Origin of the sequence: Metabacillus malikii (assembly GCF_030813355.1) — a bacterium.
GTDB classification, from domain to species: Bacteria; Bacillota; Bacilli; order Bacillales; family Bacillaceae; genus Metabacillus; species Metabacillus malikii.
In genome coordinates, this window is record NZ_JAUSUD010000011.1 from 79,055 (window position 1) to 96,355 (window position 17,301).

Here is a 17,301-nt window from a genome sequence, read left to right on the forward strand (position 1 = left end):
GAAACAGTTTAGTTTGCATATCAATTTTTTTATAATCCTATGACTTTTACTCAAGAAGGATACATTACCCCTAATGCTTTAAGACCACTTAAATCCATTTCGTTAGATATTTTTCAGTCATATCACCTTTCGTAGTCCCTTAAACATGTACAAAATTCATAAAAAAGTTTATACTTGCGATGGAAAGGGAGGGTTATTTATGGAGTCTATTATTAATATAAAAGGTAATGTTGTTTACCCTATAACATTAGATCCTGGTGTTTGGATATTTGATGATAGAAAGGTTGATTTAAAGACCTATTTTCAAAAAGAAAATGTAGAAACAGACGAATTAGCAGAATACACGAAGTCAGTATCTAAGCATTGGGAGCGCGAAATTATGGAGGGTGCCGTATTTCCTCCAACATTAAAAACAGAAAAAATTTATGAAAAACAGAAAGTTCTTACTGGCACTTTTGGAATTCCGTTAAAGCCTTTTCTAACAAACGCTCATATTAATGACGATGCTAAAAGCGTTACATTTGTAACAAAGGATGAACATTTCACAATTTCTATTGAAGATGCATATCATGTTATTTTAGGTTTTAGTATAGACGGAAAACCATTGCGTGAGGACGGCCCTGTCCATATTTATTTTGGTGACGGTTCCAACGTAAATTCACCAATTAAACATTTAAAAGAGATAATTGTTAGCTAAACATTGCTATATCCTAATTTATGTGACCCCTCAAAAAGCAACGATTACTTCATTTTTGAGGGGTTTGACACGTTCGTTTGGAATTACTAATCTACTTGTTATACGTATAAGTTAGTATTATTAAAAGTATCCGACTGACAATGAACATAATAACATTAACTTGTTGTATCGATACGAGTCATTTATTTCGATCTCAAAGTAAGTCTGCTGCCAATTGAGCCAGCCCCGACCTTTCTCCTTTAACAAGTCTAACATGACCCGATATTGGTTGTTCTTTGAATTTTTCTACTACATATGTGAGACCATTATTGTATTCATCTAAATATGGGTGGTCAATTTGCTCTGGGTCTCCCATTAATACAATCTTACTTCTTTCTCCAACTCGTGTTAAAATTGTTTTCACTTCGTGTTTTGTAAGGTTTTGTGCTTCATCAATAAGAATAATTTGTTCAGGAATACTTCTTCCCCTTATATAGGATAATGCTTCTACTTCAATTGATCCCATTCCAGCTAAAATTGCATCTAATTCACCTGGCTTCTTCGTATTGAATAAGTATTCTAAGTTATCATAAATCGGTTGCATCCACGGTCTTAACTTTTCCTCTTTTTCCCCTGGTAAAAATCCTAAATCTTTTCCAACAGGCACAATTGGTCTTGCGACGAGCAACTTTTTATATGTGCCCATGTCTTCAGTTTGCATTAGGCCTGCTGCTAAAGCGAGTAAAGTTTTACCTGTGCCAGCCTTACCAATTAGTGTAACTAAAGGTATATCTGTTCTAAGGAGTAATTCCAATGCCATCGTTTGCTGAACATTCCTCGGTTTTATCCCCCAAATATGATCATGGTCAAAAACTAACCTTTGTATCTTCTTTCCAGTAGCATCAACTTTGCCTATTGCTGATGAAGACCCACCTAATGCATCTTTCATTACGACAAATTGATTTGGATAAAAAGGATGATTCGTAATTTCCGATAAAATTAACTCATTTTTTTCATAAAAACGGCTAAGATTATCGTTACTTATATATAAGTCTAAAAAGCCTGTATAAATATGGTCAATTTCCACTACTCTGTCACTGAGAAAATCCTCTGCGATTAACCCTATTGCATCTGCTTTAACCCTTACTAAAGTATCTTTACTAACTAAAATTACAGCTCGGCCATCTTCCTTTGTTTGTTCCTCTAACGATAAATTTTTCGCTACAGCTAATATACGATTGTCATTTGTTTTCTCTACGAATATTTCTTGTAGCTGATGAAATGAACGATGATTTAATTCTATCCTTAATGTTCCACCGTTTGGTAATGGTATTTTTTCATGAAGTTTTCCAGTTTCTCTAAGTTGGTCAATCAATTTTGAGACCTGCCTTGCATTTCTACCGATTTCATCCATATATCGTTTTTTTGAATCGACCTCTTCTAATACGACTGCAGGAATAATAACCTCATTTTCTTCGAAGGAAAAAATCGAATTCGGATCTTGCAACAATACATTCGTGTCTAATACATAAATCTTCCTCAAACCTCCGCCTCCTACTCCGTTGCTATTTTTTTATGGAGTGAAACAATTAGAAATTAGTCAAGCTGTGAATGAAGCGTTGCTAAAATATATGAAAAGATGAATAAAGATAGAAGGTTTATTAGACAATAAAATTAAAAAGCAGGAAAAAACATTTCAAAAAGTGGTTTATTGTACCTTTTCATATCTTAAAAATTAAGTGAAGGAGTTGTGACCTTATGAATAAATTTATGCTAACAATAGTACTTAGTTTTTTAGCTTTAACTGGTTGTAACGTGAATGAGGGTGCTCAAAACACGGATGGAGAAAACAATAGTGGAACTCCGATAAAGGTGAAAAATAGTATCGAAAATAATGTAGATAAAAAGTCTGGACAACAAATCTCCGAACATCTTGTTAGCTTAGCAAGTGAAATACCTGAAGTAAATGATGCAACCGCAGTTGTACTAGGTGACTTAGCTGTCGTAGGGATTGATGTTAATTCAAAATTAGACCGTAATAAAGTGGAATCAATAAAATACACGGTTTCAGAAAGTCTACGCCACGACCCATACGGTGCCAATGCCGTCGTCATAGCAGATGCTGATACGACAGCTAGACTACGTGAAATGGGTAAAGAAATCGAAAACGGCAGACCGATAGCAGGCATTCTAGATGAATTGGCAGCAATCGTCGGAAGAGTAATTCCTGAGATACCAAATGACGCTCTTGATAATCAGCAAAAACAACCAACTAAATCTAATAATGACCAATTAAAAGGTAAAAAACAGGAAAATTTAGAGAAACAACAGCAGGAACAATCAAATCATCATAAGGAATAGTAATGTAATGAGGATGACTCAAAACAATGACCAGCCTTCCAAACAAAATATATAGATACGAAAGCAACAAATCATCACTTTCTATCTATATGTGTTTGAAGGGTCATACGCTTTTGAGTCATCTTCTCTGTTTATCACATATACGGTATTCAAACTTATTTCATAGAAATTTGCGGGATGCGTAGTATACTGTTGAATAAATCGCCCTATTACAAACAAATTCCATCTGTGCAATATTCTTGCTCAGCCCCCCGCGGAAAGCGAGTACTGTAGCGAAAATCAAACTGAACGTTAACTTTGTAAGATAAGCAAACAGCCAATAAAAACTACAATAATAATTCTTAATTTTTCTGACCATGCCCTTGATTAACAACTCTTCATTTTCTACACGATATCGTGATATACTTGACATTATATATTCAAATGTCGATAAAGTATGACAACAATTGTGAGGTGAAAGAATGAGAGTAAAATGTGTAATATGTGACAAAATTGAAACAATCGATGATGAAACATTAACCGCAAAACGTTTGCGGAATCGACCAATCCATACATATATGTGTAAACCTTGCAATGAACGAATCGAATTGAAAACCAATGAACGATTTGCAACTGGGAAATTCAAATTATATCAAGATAAGAAAAAAGAAGATACGTGGTAATACTATCACAATTTAAAAGCTGCCTCATGAAAAACTGACATATAACAGTTTTTAGAGACAGCTTTACTTATTTTGCTTGTTCCGCTTCTTGTTTCTTTGATTGATGTAGTCTAATTTTATAAATAATTAAAATAAGCGCAGCTACTACTAACCCTTCCGCAATCGGAAGAAAGATACCTAAGAAAGTAAGTACCGTACAGCCTAATGCTAAAAAGATATAGATAATGACTGATTTTAAAATTGGTAGCTTTTTAGCAAATCCTAATTTATATACAATAACTGATAGCAAGAAAATGGTTATGTATAGCATCCACATCCCTAAATCTGAGTTCTCTGTAACACGATATAAACTCGGAAAAAAGGACAGCCTATCCTCTACATTCATTATTTAACCTCCTTTACTTTATAAAAAAGGCTGATTCATCTATACGTCAATATATTAATAAATAATATACGTCGCTGAATCAGCCCTGTTTACAATATTTTCATCTTAATTGATAATCAATTATCTTTCAATCGATTTCATTTAAATCCCAGCTAATTTTTTCTTCTTCGCTGCTTTTTCACGTTCATTTTTATCAAGTATTTTCTTCCTTAATCTGATTGATTCTGGAGTTAATTCACAATACTCATCATCATTTAAATACTCAAGTGCTTCTTCTAATGACATTATACGAGGCTTTTTCATTGTATTAGTTTGATCCTTTGTTGCTGAACGAATATTTGTTTGTTGTTTCATTTTACAGATGTTCACAACTAAGTCATTTTCACGTGTATGCTCTCCAACGATCATTCCTTCGTAAACATCTACTCCTGCTTCAACAAAGATAATACCACGGTCTTCAACGCCTTGAATTCCATAAGTAGTTGATTTTCCATTTTCCATCGATACAAGAACACCTTGACGTCGTCCACCTACTTTACCAGGCTGCATTGGCTGGTAGCTATCAAACGTATGATTGATAATACCAAATCCACGTGTTAATGACATAAATTCTGTTGAATAACCAATTAATCCACGAGCAGGTACGTTAAAGATTAAACGAACTTGGCCATTACCATTATTAATCATGTCAATCATTTCACCTTTTCTGGCACCAATTGACTCCATAACACCACCTGTATGTTCTTCAGGCACATCAATTTGTACACGCTCCACTGGTTCACATCTTACACCATCGATTTCCTTTACAATAACCTCTGGTTTTGATACTTGAAGCTCAAAACCTTCACGTCTCATATTTTCAATCAAGATTGATAAATGCAATTCACCGCGTCCAGAAACTACCCATGCATCAGGTGAGTCTGTTGGGTCTACACGCAAACTTACGTCTGTTTGTAATTGTGATAATAAACGTTCCTCGATTTTACGTGCTGTTACAAACTTACCTTCACGTCCTGCAAAAGGACTGTTGTTAACTGCAAAAGTCATTTGTAAAGTTGGTTCATCTATACGTAGTATCGGTAATGCTTCTTGATGTTCAACAGGACAAACTGTTTCACCAACATTAATATCTTCCATCCCTGATACAGCCACTAGGTCTCCAGCAACCGCTTCTTGAATTTCGACACGCTTTAAGCCTTGGAATCCGAATAATTTCGTTACTCTGAAATTTTTAACTGAACCATCGACTTTCATGAGGGAAACTTGTTGTCCAACATGCATAGTACCTCTAAAGACTCTTCCAATCCCAATACGGCCAACATAATCATTATAATCAAGAAGGGCAACTTGGAATTGTAATGGCTCTTCACGATTATCAACTGGAGCAGGAATATGATTTACAATCGCATCAAATAATGATGCCATATTTTCCTCTTGTTCTTGTGGATCAGGACTTGTACTAGCAGTACCATTAATCGCAGAAGCAAATACGACTGGAAATTCTAATTGATCTTCATTTGCATCAAGTTCGATGAATAAATCTAAAACTTCATCTACCACTTCAGATGGTCTTGCAAAATCACGGTCAATTTTGTTAACAACAACAATTGGAGTTAAATTTTGCTCTAAAGCTTTTTTTAGAACAAATCTTGTTTGAGGCATACAACCTTCATATGCATCTACAACAAGAAGAACACCATCAACCATTTTCATAATACGTTCAACTTCTCCTCCAAAGTCTGCATGCCCTGGAGTATCCATTATGTTGATACGTGTATCTTTGTAATTAATAGCTGTATTTTTCGCTAAAATTGTAATACCACGTTCCCGTTCAATATCATTTGAGTCCATTGCACGTTCCGCTACTTGTTCATTTGTACGGAATGTACCAGATTGATGTAACAGCTGGTCAACTAGTGTTGTTTTCCCATGGTCAACGTGGGCAATAATAGCTATGTTTCGGATATCGTTTCGTAAATTCACTCTTTCATCTCCCAAAATATATATTCAAATAGTCTACTTAAAGGTTTTCCATACTTCTATCAAGTAATACGGGTTTACTTTATCGCAGTATTCTAATTGTTATTATCATTCGACTACTAACTTTGTGCTAGGTTGTTGATTTCCACTGCAGAGCATTTTACCTGCACGTCTAACAGCAAAATGCGTCTAAATCAACAACTTTCTAAGACATCGTCATCTTTCTTAAAATAACTTTGATATTATACCATAAACTGATAAAAAAAGTGATAAGATGGAATTAAAAATATTTATTGTTGATGGGAGAGACAGACATGAAGGCCGGAAAGTGGATTTTTTTAGTATTAGCGTCACTTGCTGCACTTAGTATGGTTGGTATTGGAATCGCTATAGGTTTGAAAAGTTTGTTAGGCGTAATTATGTCTATTATTGCCTTGAATGTCATTATGGCATCAGGATTTATTCTGAAGAAAAAAATGCGCGAAAACGGAATATTAGACTAATATTTGTCTGCCACTAAAATTGAAAAAGAGGGTGACAAACCACCCTCCTCATTGAACATTATGAAAAGCTAATCACTTTACAATTATTGCTATAGACTTGTTACAAAGGCTTCACTGTAATAATATACTCCTTTAACTTCTCCTCATCTTTTTCATATTTAAATTGCTCAAACCCGCAATTACTTAGAAAAGTTAACCACGAATATCTATGTGAAGGACATGCAGCAAATATTGCACTATGTCCTTGTTGTTTAAGCTTATCGGCTATTTGATTAATTATTAGTTTTGCAAATCCTTTTCTCCGATAATCTGGATGAATAAGTATCGTACCTAGCCACGGTTTTTCATTTGATGGAGACCATTCCATGGAATATACAATCCCGATTATATGCTCGTTATACTGCCAGACTCTCCACTCCCCATTATACATTTTGTAGTGGGTTAGATATATATGAAGCTGGTCTACGTCAGTTTCCTCCTGTCGCCATTCATCACTGGCAGCAATTATTTCAGCGAAATCTCCGAAATCTTGCTCCTCCAATTCTCGGCTAAAAAGAATTGGCTTTAATGTCATTTATTTATGTAATCCTTTACAATTTGTTGATGAAACTGCTTTTCTCCACCAAAAAAGGAACTTTTTGATAAAATGTCAAGTTTTTCACCATTTATATCTGATACTACTCCACCAACTTCTTCGATTAGAATAATACCAGCTGCAAAATCCCATGGTGCAAGTCTCATTGTTAAATATCCATCTAGACGTCCTGCGGCAACATAGGCACATTCTAAAGCAGCAGAGCCATATGAGCGGGTACCACGAACTTTTCTTACAATAGGTGCAATCAATTCATAATCAACACGAGGGTTTTCCGTCACCCAGACAGGATTGATTCCTAATATCGCTTCCTCAATAGAGACTTGTTTCAACATTGGTAGTCGTATTTCATTCATAAATGCACCCTCTCCTCTGAGTGCGTGATATAACTCATCGTGGACAACATCATAAATCAGACCAATATATCCAATACCATTCTCATAAATTCCTATTGATATCGCAAAATTTCGTTGCTGATGCACAAAATTCATCGTTCCATCAATCGGATCAATAATCCATATGATTCCATCCGTTGTATCGATTTGATGACCGTAGCCTTCTTCCCCTAATATTCGATGAGATGGATAGGTTTCTTGAATTTTTCGAATAAAAAACTGTTCAATTTCTTTATCCATATTTGTTACTAAATCATTAGGATTTGATTTGAATTGAATAGACAAAGTAGATTCAAAGGAATCCCTGATTCTCTGTCCAGCTTCTCTTACCCATATTTTCGCTTTTTCGTCTATTTCCTTCCAATTCGTCATAAAAAGTTTAACCTCTTTCCTATGTAGAAATCACGTAATCTCTTCTTAGCATACTGTAAAAAAAGAATGAAAAGCAAGTTAGAGTTACTTACATGTAGCGCAGATAAAAACGAACCTACCTTAGGTTCGTTTGGAGGCTTCATTACCCCTGAAGCTTTAACCACTCTTTCCTTAACTTCTCTAATTTTTGTTTACATTCCATTTTCTTCTTATTATCTTTATTCTGCATTGCTTCATAAAGGGTGGCTAATTCATAATCTAACTCGAGTCTTAACACCCCGATACGATTGTTTATCGTTTTTTGCCCGCTTTGTTTTACAATTTGCTTCATCTTTTTACCGCCCCTTTCCAATTTTTTTCACATTTTCATTAGAACTAGAATAAATAATAAAGTTAAAGTTGTTTTTTTATATAATATGTAATATGAAAAAGGGTTGGAACTAACCAAAAGAAATTGTGTATCTACCTACGAAATGTATATATTTCTTTACTCAGGTGAACGAATAAAAAGTGCGATTTTTCTTAGTGTATGTCCTTCGATTTAATAAGCATATTACTATCTTTCGTACAAATGTCGATTTATAATAGAAAAGACATAATCTAGTGCATTCGTAGGAGGTATGTAACAGTGGCATTTAAAGGATTTACAAATGAAGACTTTCAAACTTTTCAAATAGATGGCTTAGATAAAAGAATGGCAGCAATTAGAGAAAGAATCCAACCAAAATTCAATGAAATTGGACAGCTATTAACGGATGATCTTTCAGCACAACTACAAAATGAAATGTATCTACATATCGCAAAACATGCAAGAAGAACAATAAACCCACCTAAAGACACTTGGTTGGCTATCGCAGCAAATAAACGCGGGTATAAACAACACCCTCATTTTCAAGTCGGACTATTTGATGACCATTTATTTATTTGGTTGGCATTCATATATGAACTACCTGAAAAAGAGAAAATCGCTAAAACATTTTTAAAACATCAAGATGTATTTACGAAGAATTTGCCTAATGATTATTACGTGTCACTAGACCATACTAAAAAAGATGCTTCACCATTAAATCAATTAGATGTAGAGAAAGCGTTAGAGCGCTTTAGAGATGTAAAAAAAGCTGAATTTTTGGTTGGTCGTCACATTCTCGCTGGAGACCCTATTTTACGAGACGGAGACAAATTATTAACATTTATCAGACAAACATTCAAAACATTAATACCATTGTACAATTTATCTTATGAATAAACTCGTGGTGATTTTATATTTTTTCCTACACGCATAGAAGTAAAAGTTTACAATTTACTATGGAAATTACAATCTTCTGTTGTCAATTCAAATAAAGATGTAAAGGGTAACCCTTTACATCTTTATTTTTTGAATCGATTCATCAGCATCTTTCATTCTTTTCGTTACTCTGTAAATAGAATAGCCACTGACTTGTTCGAACTCATTGCCAATTTGTTTTTCTTCAGATTTACTCGGGACGATTTCTTTAAATCTACGATATGCATTTAATAAATCTAACCGATTAATCCCCTTTTCATATGCCAATTCAATACAATGAAAAAAGTGTATGGCGTCTACTGTTTCTTCAGTACTCCAATCTAGTGAAGTTGGATATTGATAATCCATTGTATGTCACCTCTCTTTTAATTGTAACTTCATTAGTTTAACAAAGTGATTCTATTCATACAATTCACTTATTAACTTGTATATTTTTATTGACTGACAATAGTGATAACGGTATAATTCATTTGTTTTATGACATATACTATTCGACATAAACAAACAATTATTTTGTATTCTATATACTTTTATAAAGAAGGTGGAAATATTTGTCTCAACATGAAACACCGTTGTTCACTGGCTTAGTAGAGCATGCAAAGCAAAATCCTATCCAATTTCATATACCCGGACATAAAAAAGGTGCCGGTATTGATCCAGACTTTCGTCAATTTATTGGTGACAACGCTCTCTCAATTGATTTAATTAATATTGGCCCATTAGATGATTTACACGCTCCAAAAGGAATGATAAAAAAAGCACAAGAATTAGCTGCAGAAGCATTTGGAGCTGACTATACATATTTCTCTGTACAAGGTACTAGCGGTGCGATTATGACAATGGTGATGGCTGTTTGCGGCCCTGGGGATAAGATAATCGTACCTAGAAATGTTCATAAATCCGTTATGAGTGCGATTGTATTTTCCGGCGCTACACCTATCTTCATTCACCCGGAAATTGATAAGGAAATTGGTATTTCCCATGGAATTACTACTGATTCTGTTGAAAAAGCATTAGAGCAGCATCCCGATGCTAAAGGAGTATTAGTTATTAACCCAACGTATTTCGGAGTTTCTGCAGATTTACAGAAGATCGTTGAAATAGCCCATTCCTATCAAGTTCCAGTATTAGTTGATGAGGCACATGGAGTACACATTCATTTCCATGAGGATTTGCCAATGAGTGCTATGCAAGCTGGTGCCGATATTGCTGCCACTAGTGTACATAAGCTTGGGGGGTCAATGACCCAAAGTTCCGTATTAAACGTTCGAAAAGGACTCGTTTCCCATCAACGTGTACAAAGCATCTTAAGTATGTTAACGACTACATCGACATCTTATTTGCTCTTAGCCTCATTAGATGTAGCGAGAAAACAACTTGCGACTAAAGGTCATGAATTAATTAGTAAAACAATCGAGCTAGCAAATTATGCACGTGACCAAATAAATAAAATGGATTCAATCTATTGTATAGGTGAGGAAATAATCGGTACAAGAGCAACACACGATTATGATCCGACAAAACTTATCATTCCGGTATATAAATTAGGGATTACAGGACATGACGTAGAGGTATGGCTTCGCGAAAATTATCGAATTGAAGTTGAAATGTCTGACCTTTATAATATTTTGTGTATTATTACACCAGGTGATACAAAGTCTGATATCGATGCACTTGTCAATGCTCTTCGTGAATTAACTACTGCTAGATTAAATAAAAAAGATGCATTAAAAACACGGATTTTGTTACCAAACATACCGGTCCTTGCTCTTACGCCAAGGGATGCTTTTTATTCTGAAACAGAAGTTATCCCATTAGAGGAATCTTCTGGAAGAATCATTGCAGAATTTATTATGGTCTATCCACCTGGAATTCCAATCTTTATCCCAGGCGAGATAATCTCTGAAGATAATTTATCATATATCATCGAAAATCTTGAAGCGGGCTTGCCAGTTCAAGGACCTGAAGACCCATCATTAAAGATGATTCGAGTTATTAAAGAACATAAAGCTATTCGTTAACTGGATTAATATATAAAGAAACTGACCTGAAAAAAGGTCAGTTTTTTTGTTTTTGGAAGTTGATTTCATAATACTATATATTTAGTAGATATGATTATTTTAACTATTGGTTGTTTCCTTAAAGATTTTGGTTTTTAACGAACTTTCTAAAGGTTTGTTGGAGTTGATTGTAAGACTCCTGCGGGATGCGTGGGAGAAGTGAGACGTGAGCAGGCGTTTACGCATAAGGAGATCGATAAGCGTAGGGAGTTTGCCCATCGACTACAAACTAGAGACGCGCATCAAATAAGACTACAGGAATCACTGTGATATATAGCATCGATGATGACTTATCGTTGGGAGATGACTAGAAGGCTGGTATCGGGTAGCCGCAAGGAGCTATGAGGCTCAGCACCCCCGCCGCTATTGCTGAGTACTGCAAAAGGAGACAAACCCTAAACGATACCTCAATAAAACGCAACAATGTTAACGAAAATAGCCTAATTTTTAAACAGGTAAACAAATCCAAAACTTGATTATTTTTCATTAATTTTGAAGTTGATTTATGTTATTATGAGCGATGGAGTTATATAATCAGCTTTTAGAAAGGGAGAAAATCATTGAAAATTCACTTAGTTATTTTTGTATCATCCACAAAAGAACCTACTGTTGGAAAAACACTCATTAAAACACTTGAATCAAATATTCGCCCAGTTAGAGGTGATATAATAGACGATTCAGGATTTCATCCGGAATATCACAATGGTTACGAAGTTGTAAAATGTACTCTGAAATATGATACAAACGAGTGCTTCGTATCTCTTGCCCCACTAGTTTTAGAAAAAGAAGATATCGAGTTACATACATATATTGACAGACTAAAAGAGCATGAATGGAGAATTGTTACAAAAGAAGAACTAATAAAAAATGAAACAAATTAAATGCGCTACTTGAACTAACATCGAAAGAGGATGACTCATAATAAAAATCAAGACTCACCCACATTCTACTGCTTGGGGGGCAAAATCTTGTTAAGTCATCCTCTTTGTCATATTTAAGAACCCATGTTATAGTATCAATCTTAACAAATAATCATCAATTATTATGTTGATTTACTCCCCTTATGTGCCGACGAACTCTACACTTTTTACCTGGTAACCTTTACAATGCAGAAATGGGCAAGCTTATTTAAATAGGACTCTTCAACCTTTTTCTCGTCTATCCTTCTCCTTACAACAATTAGGGTGATTACATTTCCCATAAAAAGTTGTTACCTTCTCATTTTCAAAATGTCCGATAGTTGAATTACATTGTTGACAAATGATCGTTCCCATTTTCATACCCCATTTCACTTTTTTTCAACCATTAACTTTGAAAGCGCTTGAATTAATACTTTACAATATCATATGAACGTTTTCTTAGCGTAAGAACTATATAAACTGTACCTTTTCTTCTTTTTCTTCATGGAATTTATATATATGCGTTACAGCTAGATTAAGGATATACAATTTTTACATCTGATGGTTTTGTACGCCTTTGTAATGGGGTAAGGTTATTAAATAGTATAGATTAAGCTATATTGAATCAACCTATAGATAGCATTCCGTGTTAAGGAGGAAAAAATTTTGCAAAAGTACACTTCTGTTTTCATTTTATCTGTTATCATTACTTCTATTTTTATTATTTGGGGGTTAATACCTGAGAGTGTATTACCTTATGGAAACTTAAATCATGTTACATCTGTTATTCAAGCCTTTATAATCGAAAAATTTGGATGGTTCTATTTACTAACCGCTACCTTCTTTCTTATTTTCGCTTTAAGTTTAATTTTCTCTAAATATGGGAAGATAAAGCTTGGTCAAGATTCAGATGAACCAGAATATTCTTATCTCTCTTGGTTTGCAATGTTATTTAGTGCAGGAATGGGAATTGGTTTAGTTTTTTGGGGTGTTTCAGAACCAATATTTCACTATAGTGCCCCTCCTGTAGGTGAAGGCTATACAGGACAATCTGGTAGAGATGCAATTAGATATTCATTTTTCCACTGGGGTTTACACCCTTGGGCTATATATTCCACTATAGCCTTAGCATTAGCATATTTTACATTTCGCAAGGAACAAAATGGTGTTACAAGCAACATTTTACGTCCATTATTCGGTGAGAGAGTTGATGGAAATCTCGGCATTCTAATAAACTTTATCGCTGTATTTGCGACTGTCTTTGGTGTTGCTACTTCTTTAGGGTTCGGTGCAGCACAAATCTCTGGGGGATTATCGTATTTAACTCCAATCGATAATAGCATTCAAACACAGTTGATCATCATACTGGTGGTAACGATTTTATATATGTTATCTGCCCAAACAGGGTTAAATAAAGGAATAAGATACTTAAGTAACTTAAATGTAATCCTAGCCTTTTCACTAATGTTATTTCTTTTATTTACAGGACCTACAAATTTCATTATGGATTTATTTACAACATCATTAGGAAGTTACCTACAAAATCTTCCTTCAATGAGTTTTAAAATGACACCATTCCAAACAGAAAATACATGGGTTCAGGATTGGACAATTTTTTATTGGGCATGGTGGATTTCATGGGCCCCATTCGTTGGAACATTTATTGCGAGAATTTCCAAAGGTAGAACAATCAAAGAATTTGTTATTGGCGTATTAGCTGTACCGACTGTATTCGGTGCACTCTGGTTTTCTGTATTTGGAGGTTCGGCCATTTTTTTAGATTTTATGGAAGGAGCGCCAATCGTTGATATAGTTAACGAACAAGGTCAGGAGGTTGCTCTTTTTGCAGTATTAGACCATTTCCCTTTAGGAACAGTAATGTCTATTATCGCTATATTTCTTATTACGACTTTCTTTATAACTTCTGCGGATTCAGCTACATTCGTTTTAGGAATGCAAACTACAAATGGATTATTAAATCCTCCTAAAAAAATCACCTTTATATGGGGGGTTATCCAGTCTGCTTCTGCAGCAATTTTACTTACTGCCGGAGGCCTAGATGCACTGCAAACATCGGCAATAATTGCCGCCTTGCCATTTGCAGTCATTATGATTTTGATGGTATTCTCTTTATTAAAATCATTGCAAGAAGAAACAAAGCCAAAAAGACAAAATAAGTAATGGTGACTCAAGACTCAAGTGTTAAAAACTTCAATCACAGTATATAACTTAATTGTAATATGCATTAAGTTTACTAAGCTTGTTTGCAAGGAGCGACACTATGAGTCACCTTCATTACATTTGAATACTCGGCCTGTGGGAACTGTACAATTTGTTTTGTCAAACTACTATTAAACAAATATGTAATTATAAAGTTCTCTGCCGAGCATAAAGCAGAATAAACTTACTATCGATACAGCAAATGCTTTTCTTCTAGTTTTCAATAATTTAAACGCAATTAAGTAAGCTAAATAAAAAAAGATTCCGAACAGTATAGCTTTTGAGATATGACCATCCTTCTTTGATAACCACCCTACCACACTATAACCACTCCATAATATAAGATGGTAACAATATACTACGAACCAATATACCCTCATACCACCTTCTCCCCTCCACTTTTCTAAAAGTGTATGCTTTTTTCTTGCACTACATCCCACTTAATCGATATTTTTGACTTCATACATCTGCTCAATCAAAGACTTTTCTTACCATCATAATTTAGGTTAATTGAACGAACAAATTCATCTCACGGGATGCTAGATTTTAAATAAATTACAGAAGAGCCGTACAGAAGGGCAAATACTAATTAACACACAAAAATTCCTTCTAAGTGTCACTATTGGACAAGGGCCTCATCAAGACAGAAAACTGCAGCGATAGTTTTCCAAAAAAGTTTTTTCATAAGACAATTATTCATTATTTCTTATATATTTTTCATTTATGTAACAAATGGATGACATAAGGAAGATTATACAAATATTATGATAAAATAGGTTTAATTTAACATACAAATCTGTGTTTTTAGACGTTAAGACACGAAATTATATAATTATATTTACCTAATTACAATATTCAAAAAAGAGGTGGGCAACGGTGAAACGATCAATACTCATTGCCTTCATAATACCAATTTTCATATTATCTTCTTGTGAGAATAGTTTCGTTACAAAAAAAGAGCAAGTCAATCATTCCATTGAGGATAAACAGATTATTTTTTTCTCTGACAATGAGAACATTGATCAAGAAGCGGTCTATTATGATGCGTTACTCGCAATAAAAAATGATTATCCGAAAGAATTTAAAAACATGAAAGTTATCTTTGAAAAAGAAAAAAAGTACAGTAAGCTATATGAGATTGATGAATTCCCTTCTCTCATCGTTATCAAAAAGGATTTAGTAGTGGCTAAAGTAGAGGGAACATCTAAAACTAAGAATGATATAGTTCAAACAATTACACAAGCACTGTCAACTCAATAAATAACATTGTCATAACTGTTCAAACATTTCATACTGAGACATAACGTAAAAAGCCCCTAAAAACGTGAATCATTGTTTCTAGGGGCTATTTGTGTTGAATATGAATGTTGATCGGAGCTGACAAGAGAGAGCGCTTAACTCAAGTCAAGTATAAAAAAGCTACAATTTTAGGAGCGCATAAAAAAAAGGTAAGACTTATTGACTAATTTCGTCAACGTCTCACCTTTTCAAATTATTTCACAATATGAATTGGGCTACCAATCGCAACTTCAGCAGCTTCCATTGTAATCTCACCTAATGTAGGATGAGCATGGATTGTCATTGCAATATCTTCAGCAGTCATACCAGCTTCAATTGCTAATCCTAGTTCAGAAATCATATCTGAAGCACTTGGCCCAGCAATTTGAGCACCGATGACTAAGCCATCTTCTTTTCTTGTAACTAATTTTAGGAATCCATCAGATTCGTTTAATGATAGTGCACGACCATTTGCTGCAAATGGGAATTTAGAAGCAGTGACATCAAATCCTTCATCCTTCGCTTGCTTTTCTGTATAACCTACAGAAGCAAGTTCAGGTTCAGAGAAGACAACAGCAGGAATTGCAAGATAATCAATTTCAACTTTTTCTCCCGCAATTGCTTCAGCAGCAATTTTACCTTCATATGATGCTTTATGAGCTAATGGAGGACCTTCTACAATATCACCAATTGCATAAATATTAGAAACACTTGTACGGCATTGTTTATCAATTTTGATAATACCTCTGTCAGTCATTTCAACTCCAACTTGCTCTAAACCAAGCTCATCTGTGTTAGGACGACGTCCAACTGTTACTAATAAGTAATCAGCTTCAACTGATTTTTCTTCACCATTTACTTCAAATGTAACTTTCACACCAGTATCAGACTCTTCTACACCTTTAGCCATTGCTTTAGTGAAGATTTCTACGTTGCCTTTTTTCTTAAGGTTACGTACAACCAGTGAGCTCATTTGCTTTTCAAAACCAGCAAGAATGTCGTCACCAGCTTCAATGAATGTTACTTCTGTACCGAAGTTTGCATAAGCCGTTCCAAGTTCTGTACCGATATATCCTGCACCGATCACTACTAGCTTCTTAGGAATTTCTTGTAGATTTAAAGCACCTGTTGAGTCTAAAACACGTTTAGAATATTTAAATGCAGGAATTTCAATTGGTCTTGAACCAGATGCGATAATAACATTTTTAAATTTATATGTTTGTGAGTTTTTCTCATCCATCACTTTAACAGTTTCATTATCAACAAAGTATGCTTCACCATAGACAACGTCAACTTTATTACCTTTTAGTAATCCAGCAACACCACCAGTTAGCTTCTTAACTACACCTTGCTTGAATTCTTGAACTTTAGAAAAGTCAACTGTTACATTATCAGCTTTAATCCCCATATCTTCGGAATGTTTTGCTGTTTCATAACGGTGACCAGCAGCGATTAGTGCTTTAGAAGGGATACATCCAACGTTTAAGCATACGCCACCTAATGTTCCTTTTTCAACAACTGTAACTTTTTGTCCTAGTTGAGCAGCTCGAATTGCTGCAACGTATCCACCAGGACCTGCTCCAATGACAAGAGTATCTGTTTCAATTGGGAAATCTCCAACTACCATCGA

Annotated in this window: 19 protein-coding genes; 9 read left to right on the plus strand and 10 right to left on the minus strand. The window is 34.6% G+C overall.

Annotated features, from left to right (window positions below):
* The first annotated feature begins 199 nt into the window (after positions 1 to 199).
* Positions 200 to 697 (plus strand): molybdopterin-binding protein, encoded by a 498-nt coding sequence (locus J2S19_RS12150; RefSeq protein ID WP_307342021.1) that lies wholly within the window; start codon positions 200 to 202, stop codon positions 695 to 697.
* Positions 698 to 890: 193 nt separating this feature from the next.
* On the opposite strand, the gene J2S19_RS12155 is transcribed toward J2S19_RS12150, so the two are convergent.
* Positions 891 to 2,219 (minus strand): PhoH family protein, encoded by a 1,329-nt coding sequence (locus tag J2S19_RS12155; protein ID WP_307342024.1) that lies wholly within the window; start codon positions 2,217 to 2,219, stop codon positions 891 to 893.
* 215 nt (positions 2,220 to 2,434) lie between these two features.
* Here J2S19_RS12155 and J2S19_RS12160 point away from each other — a divergent pair, with 215 nt between their 5' ends.
* Positions 2,435 to 3,037 carry a YhcN/YlaJ family sporulation lipoprotein gene (locus tag J2S19_RS12160; protein WP_307342027.1) on the plus strand — a complete coding sequence of 201 codons (603 nt, stop codon included), beginning with the start codon at positions 2,435 to 2,437 and terminating at the stop codon, positions 3,035 to 3,037.
* 461 nt (positions 3,038 to 3,498) lie between these two features.
* Positions 3,499 to 3,699 carry a YlaI family protein gene (locus J2S19_RS12165; RefSeq protein WP_307342031.1) on the plus strand — a complete coding sequence of 67 codons (201 nt, stop codon included), beginning with the start codon at positions 3,499 to 3,501 and terminating at the stop codon, positions 3,697 to 3,699.
* Positions 3,700 to 3,766: 67 nt separating this feature from the next.
* Here the strand turns inward: J2S19_RS12165 and J2S19_RS12170 are convergent, their stop codons facing one another.
* The gene (locus J2S19_RS12170) at positions 3,767 to 4,084 is read right to left on the minus strand and encodes a YlaH-like family protein (RefSeq protein WP_307342034.1); all 318 of its coding nucleotides are present in this window, start codon (positions 4,082 to 4,084) and stop codon (positions 3,767 to 3,769) included.
* A 141-nt stretch (positions 4,085 to 4,225) separates the two neighbouring features.
* Positions 4,226 to 6,067: a translational GTPase TypA gene (typA, locus tag J2S19_RS12175; protein ID WP_307342037.1), complete on the minus strand. Its 1,842-nt coding sequence runs from the start codon at positions 6,065 to 6,067 to the stop codon at positions 4,226 to 4,228.
* A 311-nt stretch (positions 6,068 to 6,378) separates the two neighbouring features.
* Between typA and J2S19_RS12180 the strand changes: the two genes are divergently transcribed.
* Positions 6,379 to 6,567 carry a YlaF family protein gene (locus tag J2S19_RS12180; RefSeq protein ID WP_307342040.1) on the plus strand — a complete coding sequence of 63 codons (189 nt, stop codon included), beginning with the start codon at positions 6,379 to 6,381 and terminating at the stop codon, positions 6,565 to 6,567.
* Between the two features lie 100 nt (positions 6,568 to 6,667).
* Here J2S19_RS12180 and J2S19_RS12185 read toward each other — a convergent pair whose 3' ends face one another.
* The 3 genes from J2S19_RS12185 to J2S19_RS12195 form a co-directional block, all read right to left on the minus strand.
* Entirely contained in the window at positions 6,668 to 7,141 is a 474-nt protein-coding gene (locus tag J2S19_RS12185; RefSeq protein WP_307342043.1) for a GNAT family N-acetyltransferase, read from the minus strand.
* Positions 7,138 to 7,929, minus strand: coding sequence for an inositol monophosphatase family protein (locus J2S19_RS12190; RefSeq protein WP_307342046.1), 792 nt, complete (start codon positions 7,927 to 7,929; stop codon positions 7,138 to 7,140). The genes J2S19_RS12185 and J2S19_RS12190 overlap by 4 nt, the downstream gene beginning before the upstream one ends.
* 142 nt (positions 7,930 to 8,071) lie before the next feature.
* Positions 8,072 to 8,260: a YkzI domain-containing protein gene (locus tag J2S19_RS12195; RefSeq protein ID WP_307342049.1), complete on the minus strand. Its 189-nt coding sequence runs from the start codon at positions 8,258 to 8,260 to the stop codon at positions 8,072 to 8,074.
* 297 nt (positions 8,261 to 8,557) lie between these two features.
* Here J2S19_RS12195 and J2S19_RS12200 point away from each other — a divergent pair, with 297 nt between their 5' ends.
* A complete protein-coding gene (locus J2S19_RS12200; protein ID WP_307342052.1) occupies positions 8,558 to 9,175 on the plus strand; it encodes a YktB family protein in 618 nt (205 codons plus the stop codon).
* 114 nt (positions 9,176 to 9,289) lie between these two features.
* On the opposite strand, the gene J2S19_RS12205 is transcribed toward J2S19_RS12200, so the two are convergent.
* Positions 9,290 to 9,562, minus strand: coding sequence for a UPF0223 family protein (locus J2S19_RS12205; RefSeq protein WP_307342055.1), 273 nt, complete (start codon positions 9,560 to 9,562; stop codon positions 9,290 to 9,292).
* Positions 9,563 to 9,765: 203 nt separating this feature from the next.
* On the opposite strand from J2S19_RS12205, the gene J2S19_RS12210 reads away from it, so the two are divergent.
* Positions 9,766 to 11,235 (plus strand): aminotransferase class I/II-fold pyridoxal phosphate-dependent enzyme, encoded by a 1,470-nt coding sequence (locus tag J2S19_RS12210; protein WP_307342058.1) that lies wholly within the window; start codon positions 9,766 to 9,768, stop codon positions 11,233 to 11,235.
* Positions 11,236 to 11,834: 599 nt separating this feature from the next.
* Complete coding sequence (locus J2S19_RS12215) at positions 11,835 to 12,155, plus strand: hypothetical protein (RefSeq protein WP_307342061.1); 321 nt, start codon at positions 11,835 to 11,837, stop codon at positions 12,153 to 12,155.
* A 261-nt stretch (positions 12,156 to 12,416) separates the two neighbouring features.
* On the opposite strand, the gene J2S19_RS12220 is transcribed toward J2S19_RS12215, so the two are convergent.
* Positions 12,417 to 12,554 carry a GapA-binding peptide SR1P gene (locus J2S19_RS12220; protein ID WP_370875141.1) on the minus strand — a complete coding sequence of 46 codons (138 nt, stop codon included), beginning with the start codon at positions 12,552 to 12,554 and terminating at the stop codon, positions 12,417 to 12,419.
* 285 nt (positions 12,555 to 12,839) lie between these two features.
* On the opposite strand from J2S19_RS12220, the gene J2S19_RS12225 reads away from it, so the two are divergent.
* Positions 12,840 to 14,354 (plus strand): glycine betaine uptake BCCT transporter, encoded by a 1,515-nt coding sequence (locus tag J2S19_RS12225; RefSeq protein WP_307342068.1) that lies wholly within the window; start codon positions 12,840 to 12,842, stop codon positions 14,352 to 14,354.
* A 170-nt stretch (positions 14,355 to 14,524) separates the two neighbouring features.
* Here J2S19_RS12225 and J2S19_RS12230 read toward each other — a convergent pair whose 3' ends face one another.
* Entirely contained in the window at positions 14,525 to 14,713 is a 189-nt protein-coding gene (locus tag J2S19_RS12230) for a hypothetical protein (RefSeq protein WP_307342071.1), read from the minus strand.
* A gap of 556 nt (positions 14,714 to 15,269) precedes the next feature.
* Between J2S19_RS12230 and J2S19_RS12235 the strand changes: the two genes are divergently transcribed.
* Positions 15,270 to 15,653 carry a hypothetical protein gene (locus J2S19_RS12235; RefSeq protein WP_307342074.1) on the plus strand — a complete coding sequence of 128 codons (384 nt, stop codon included), beginning with the start codon at positions 15,270 to 15,272 and terminating at the stop codon, positions 15,651 to 15,653.
* A 232-nt stretch (positions 15,654 to 15,885) separates the two neighbouring features.
* Here J2S19_RS12235 and lpdA read toward each other — a convergent pair whose 3' ends face one another.
* Complete coding sequence (gene lpdA, locus J2S19_RS12240) at positions 15,886 to 17,298, minus strand: dihydrolipoyl dehydrogenase (protein ID WP_307342077.1); 1,413 nt, start codon at positions 17,296 to 17,298, stop codon at positions 15,886 to 15,888.
* Positions 17,299 to 17,301 lie beyond the last annotated feature (3 nt).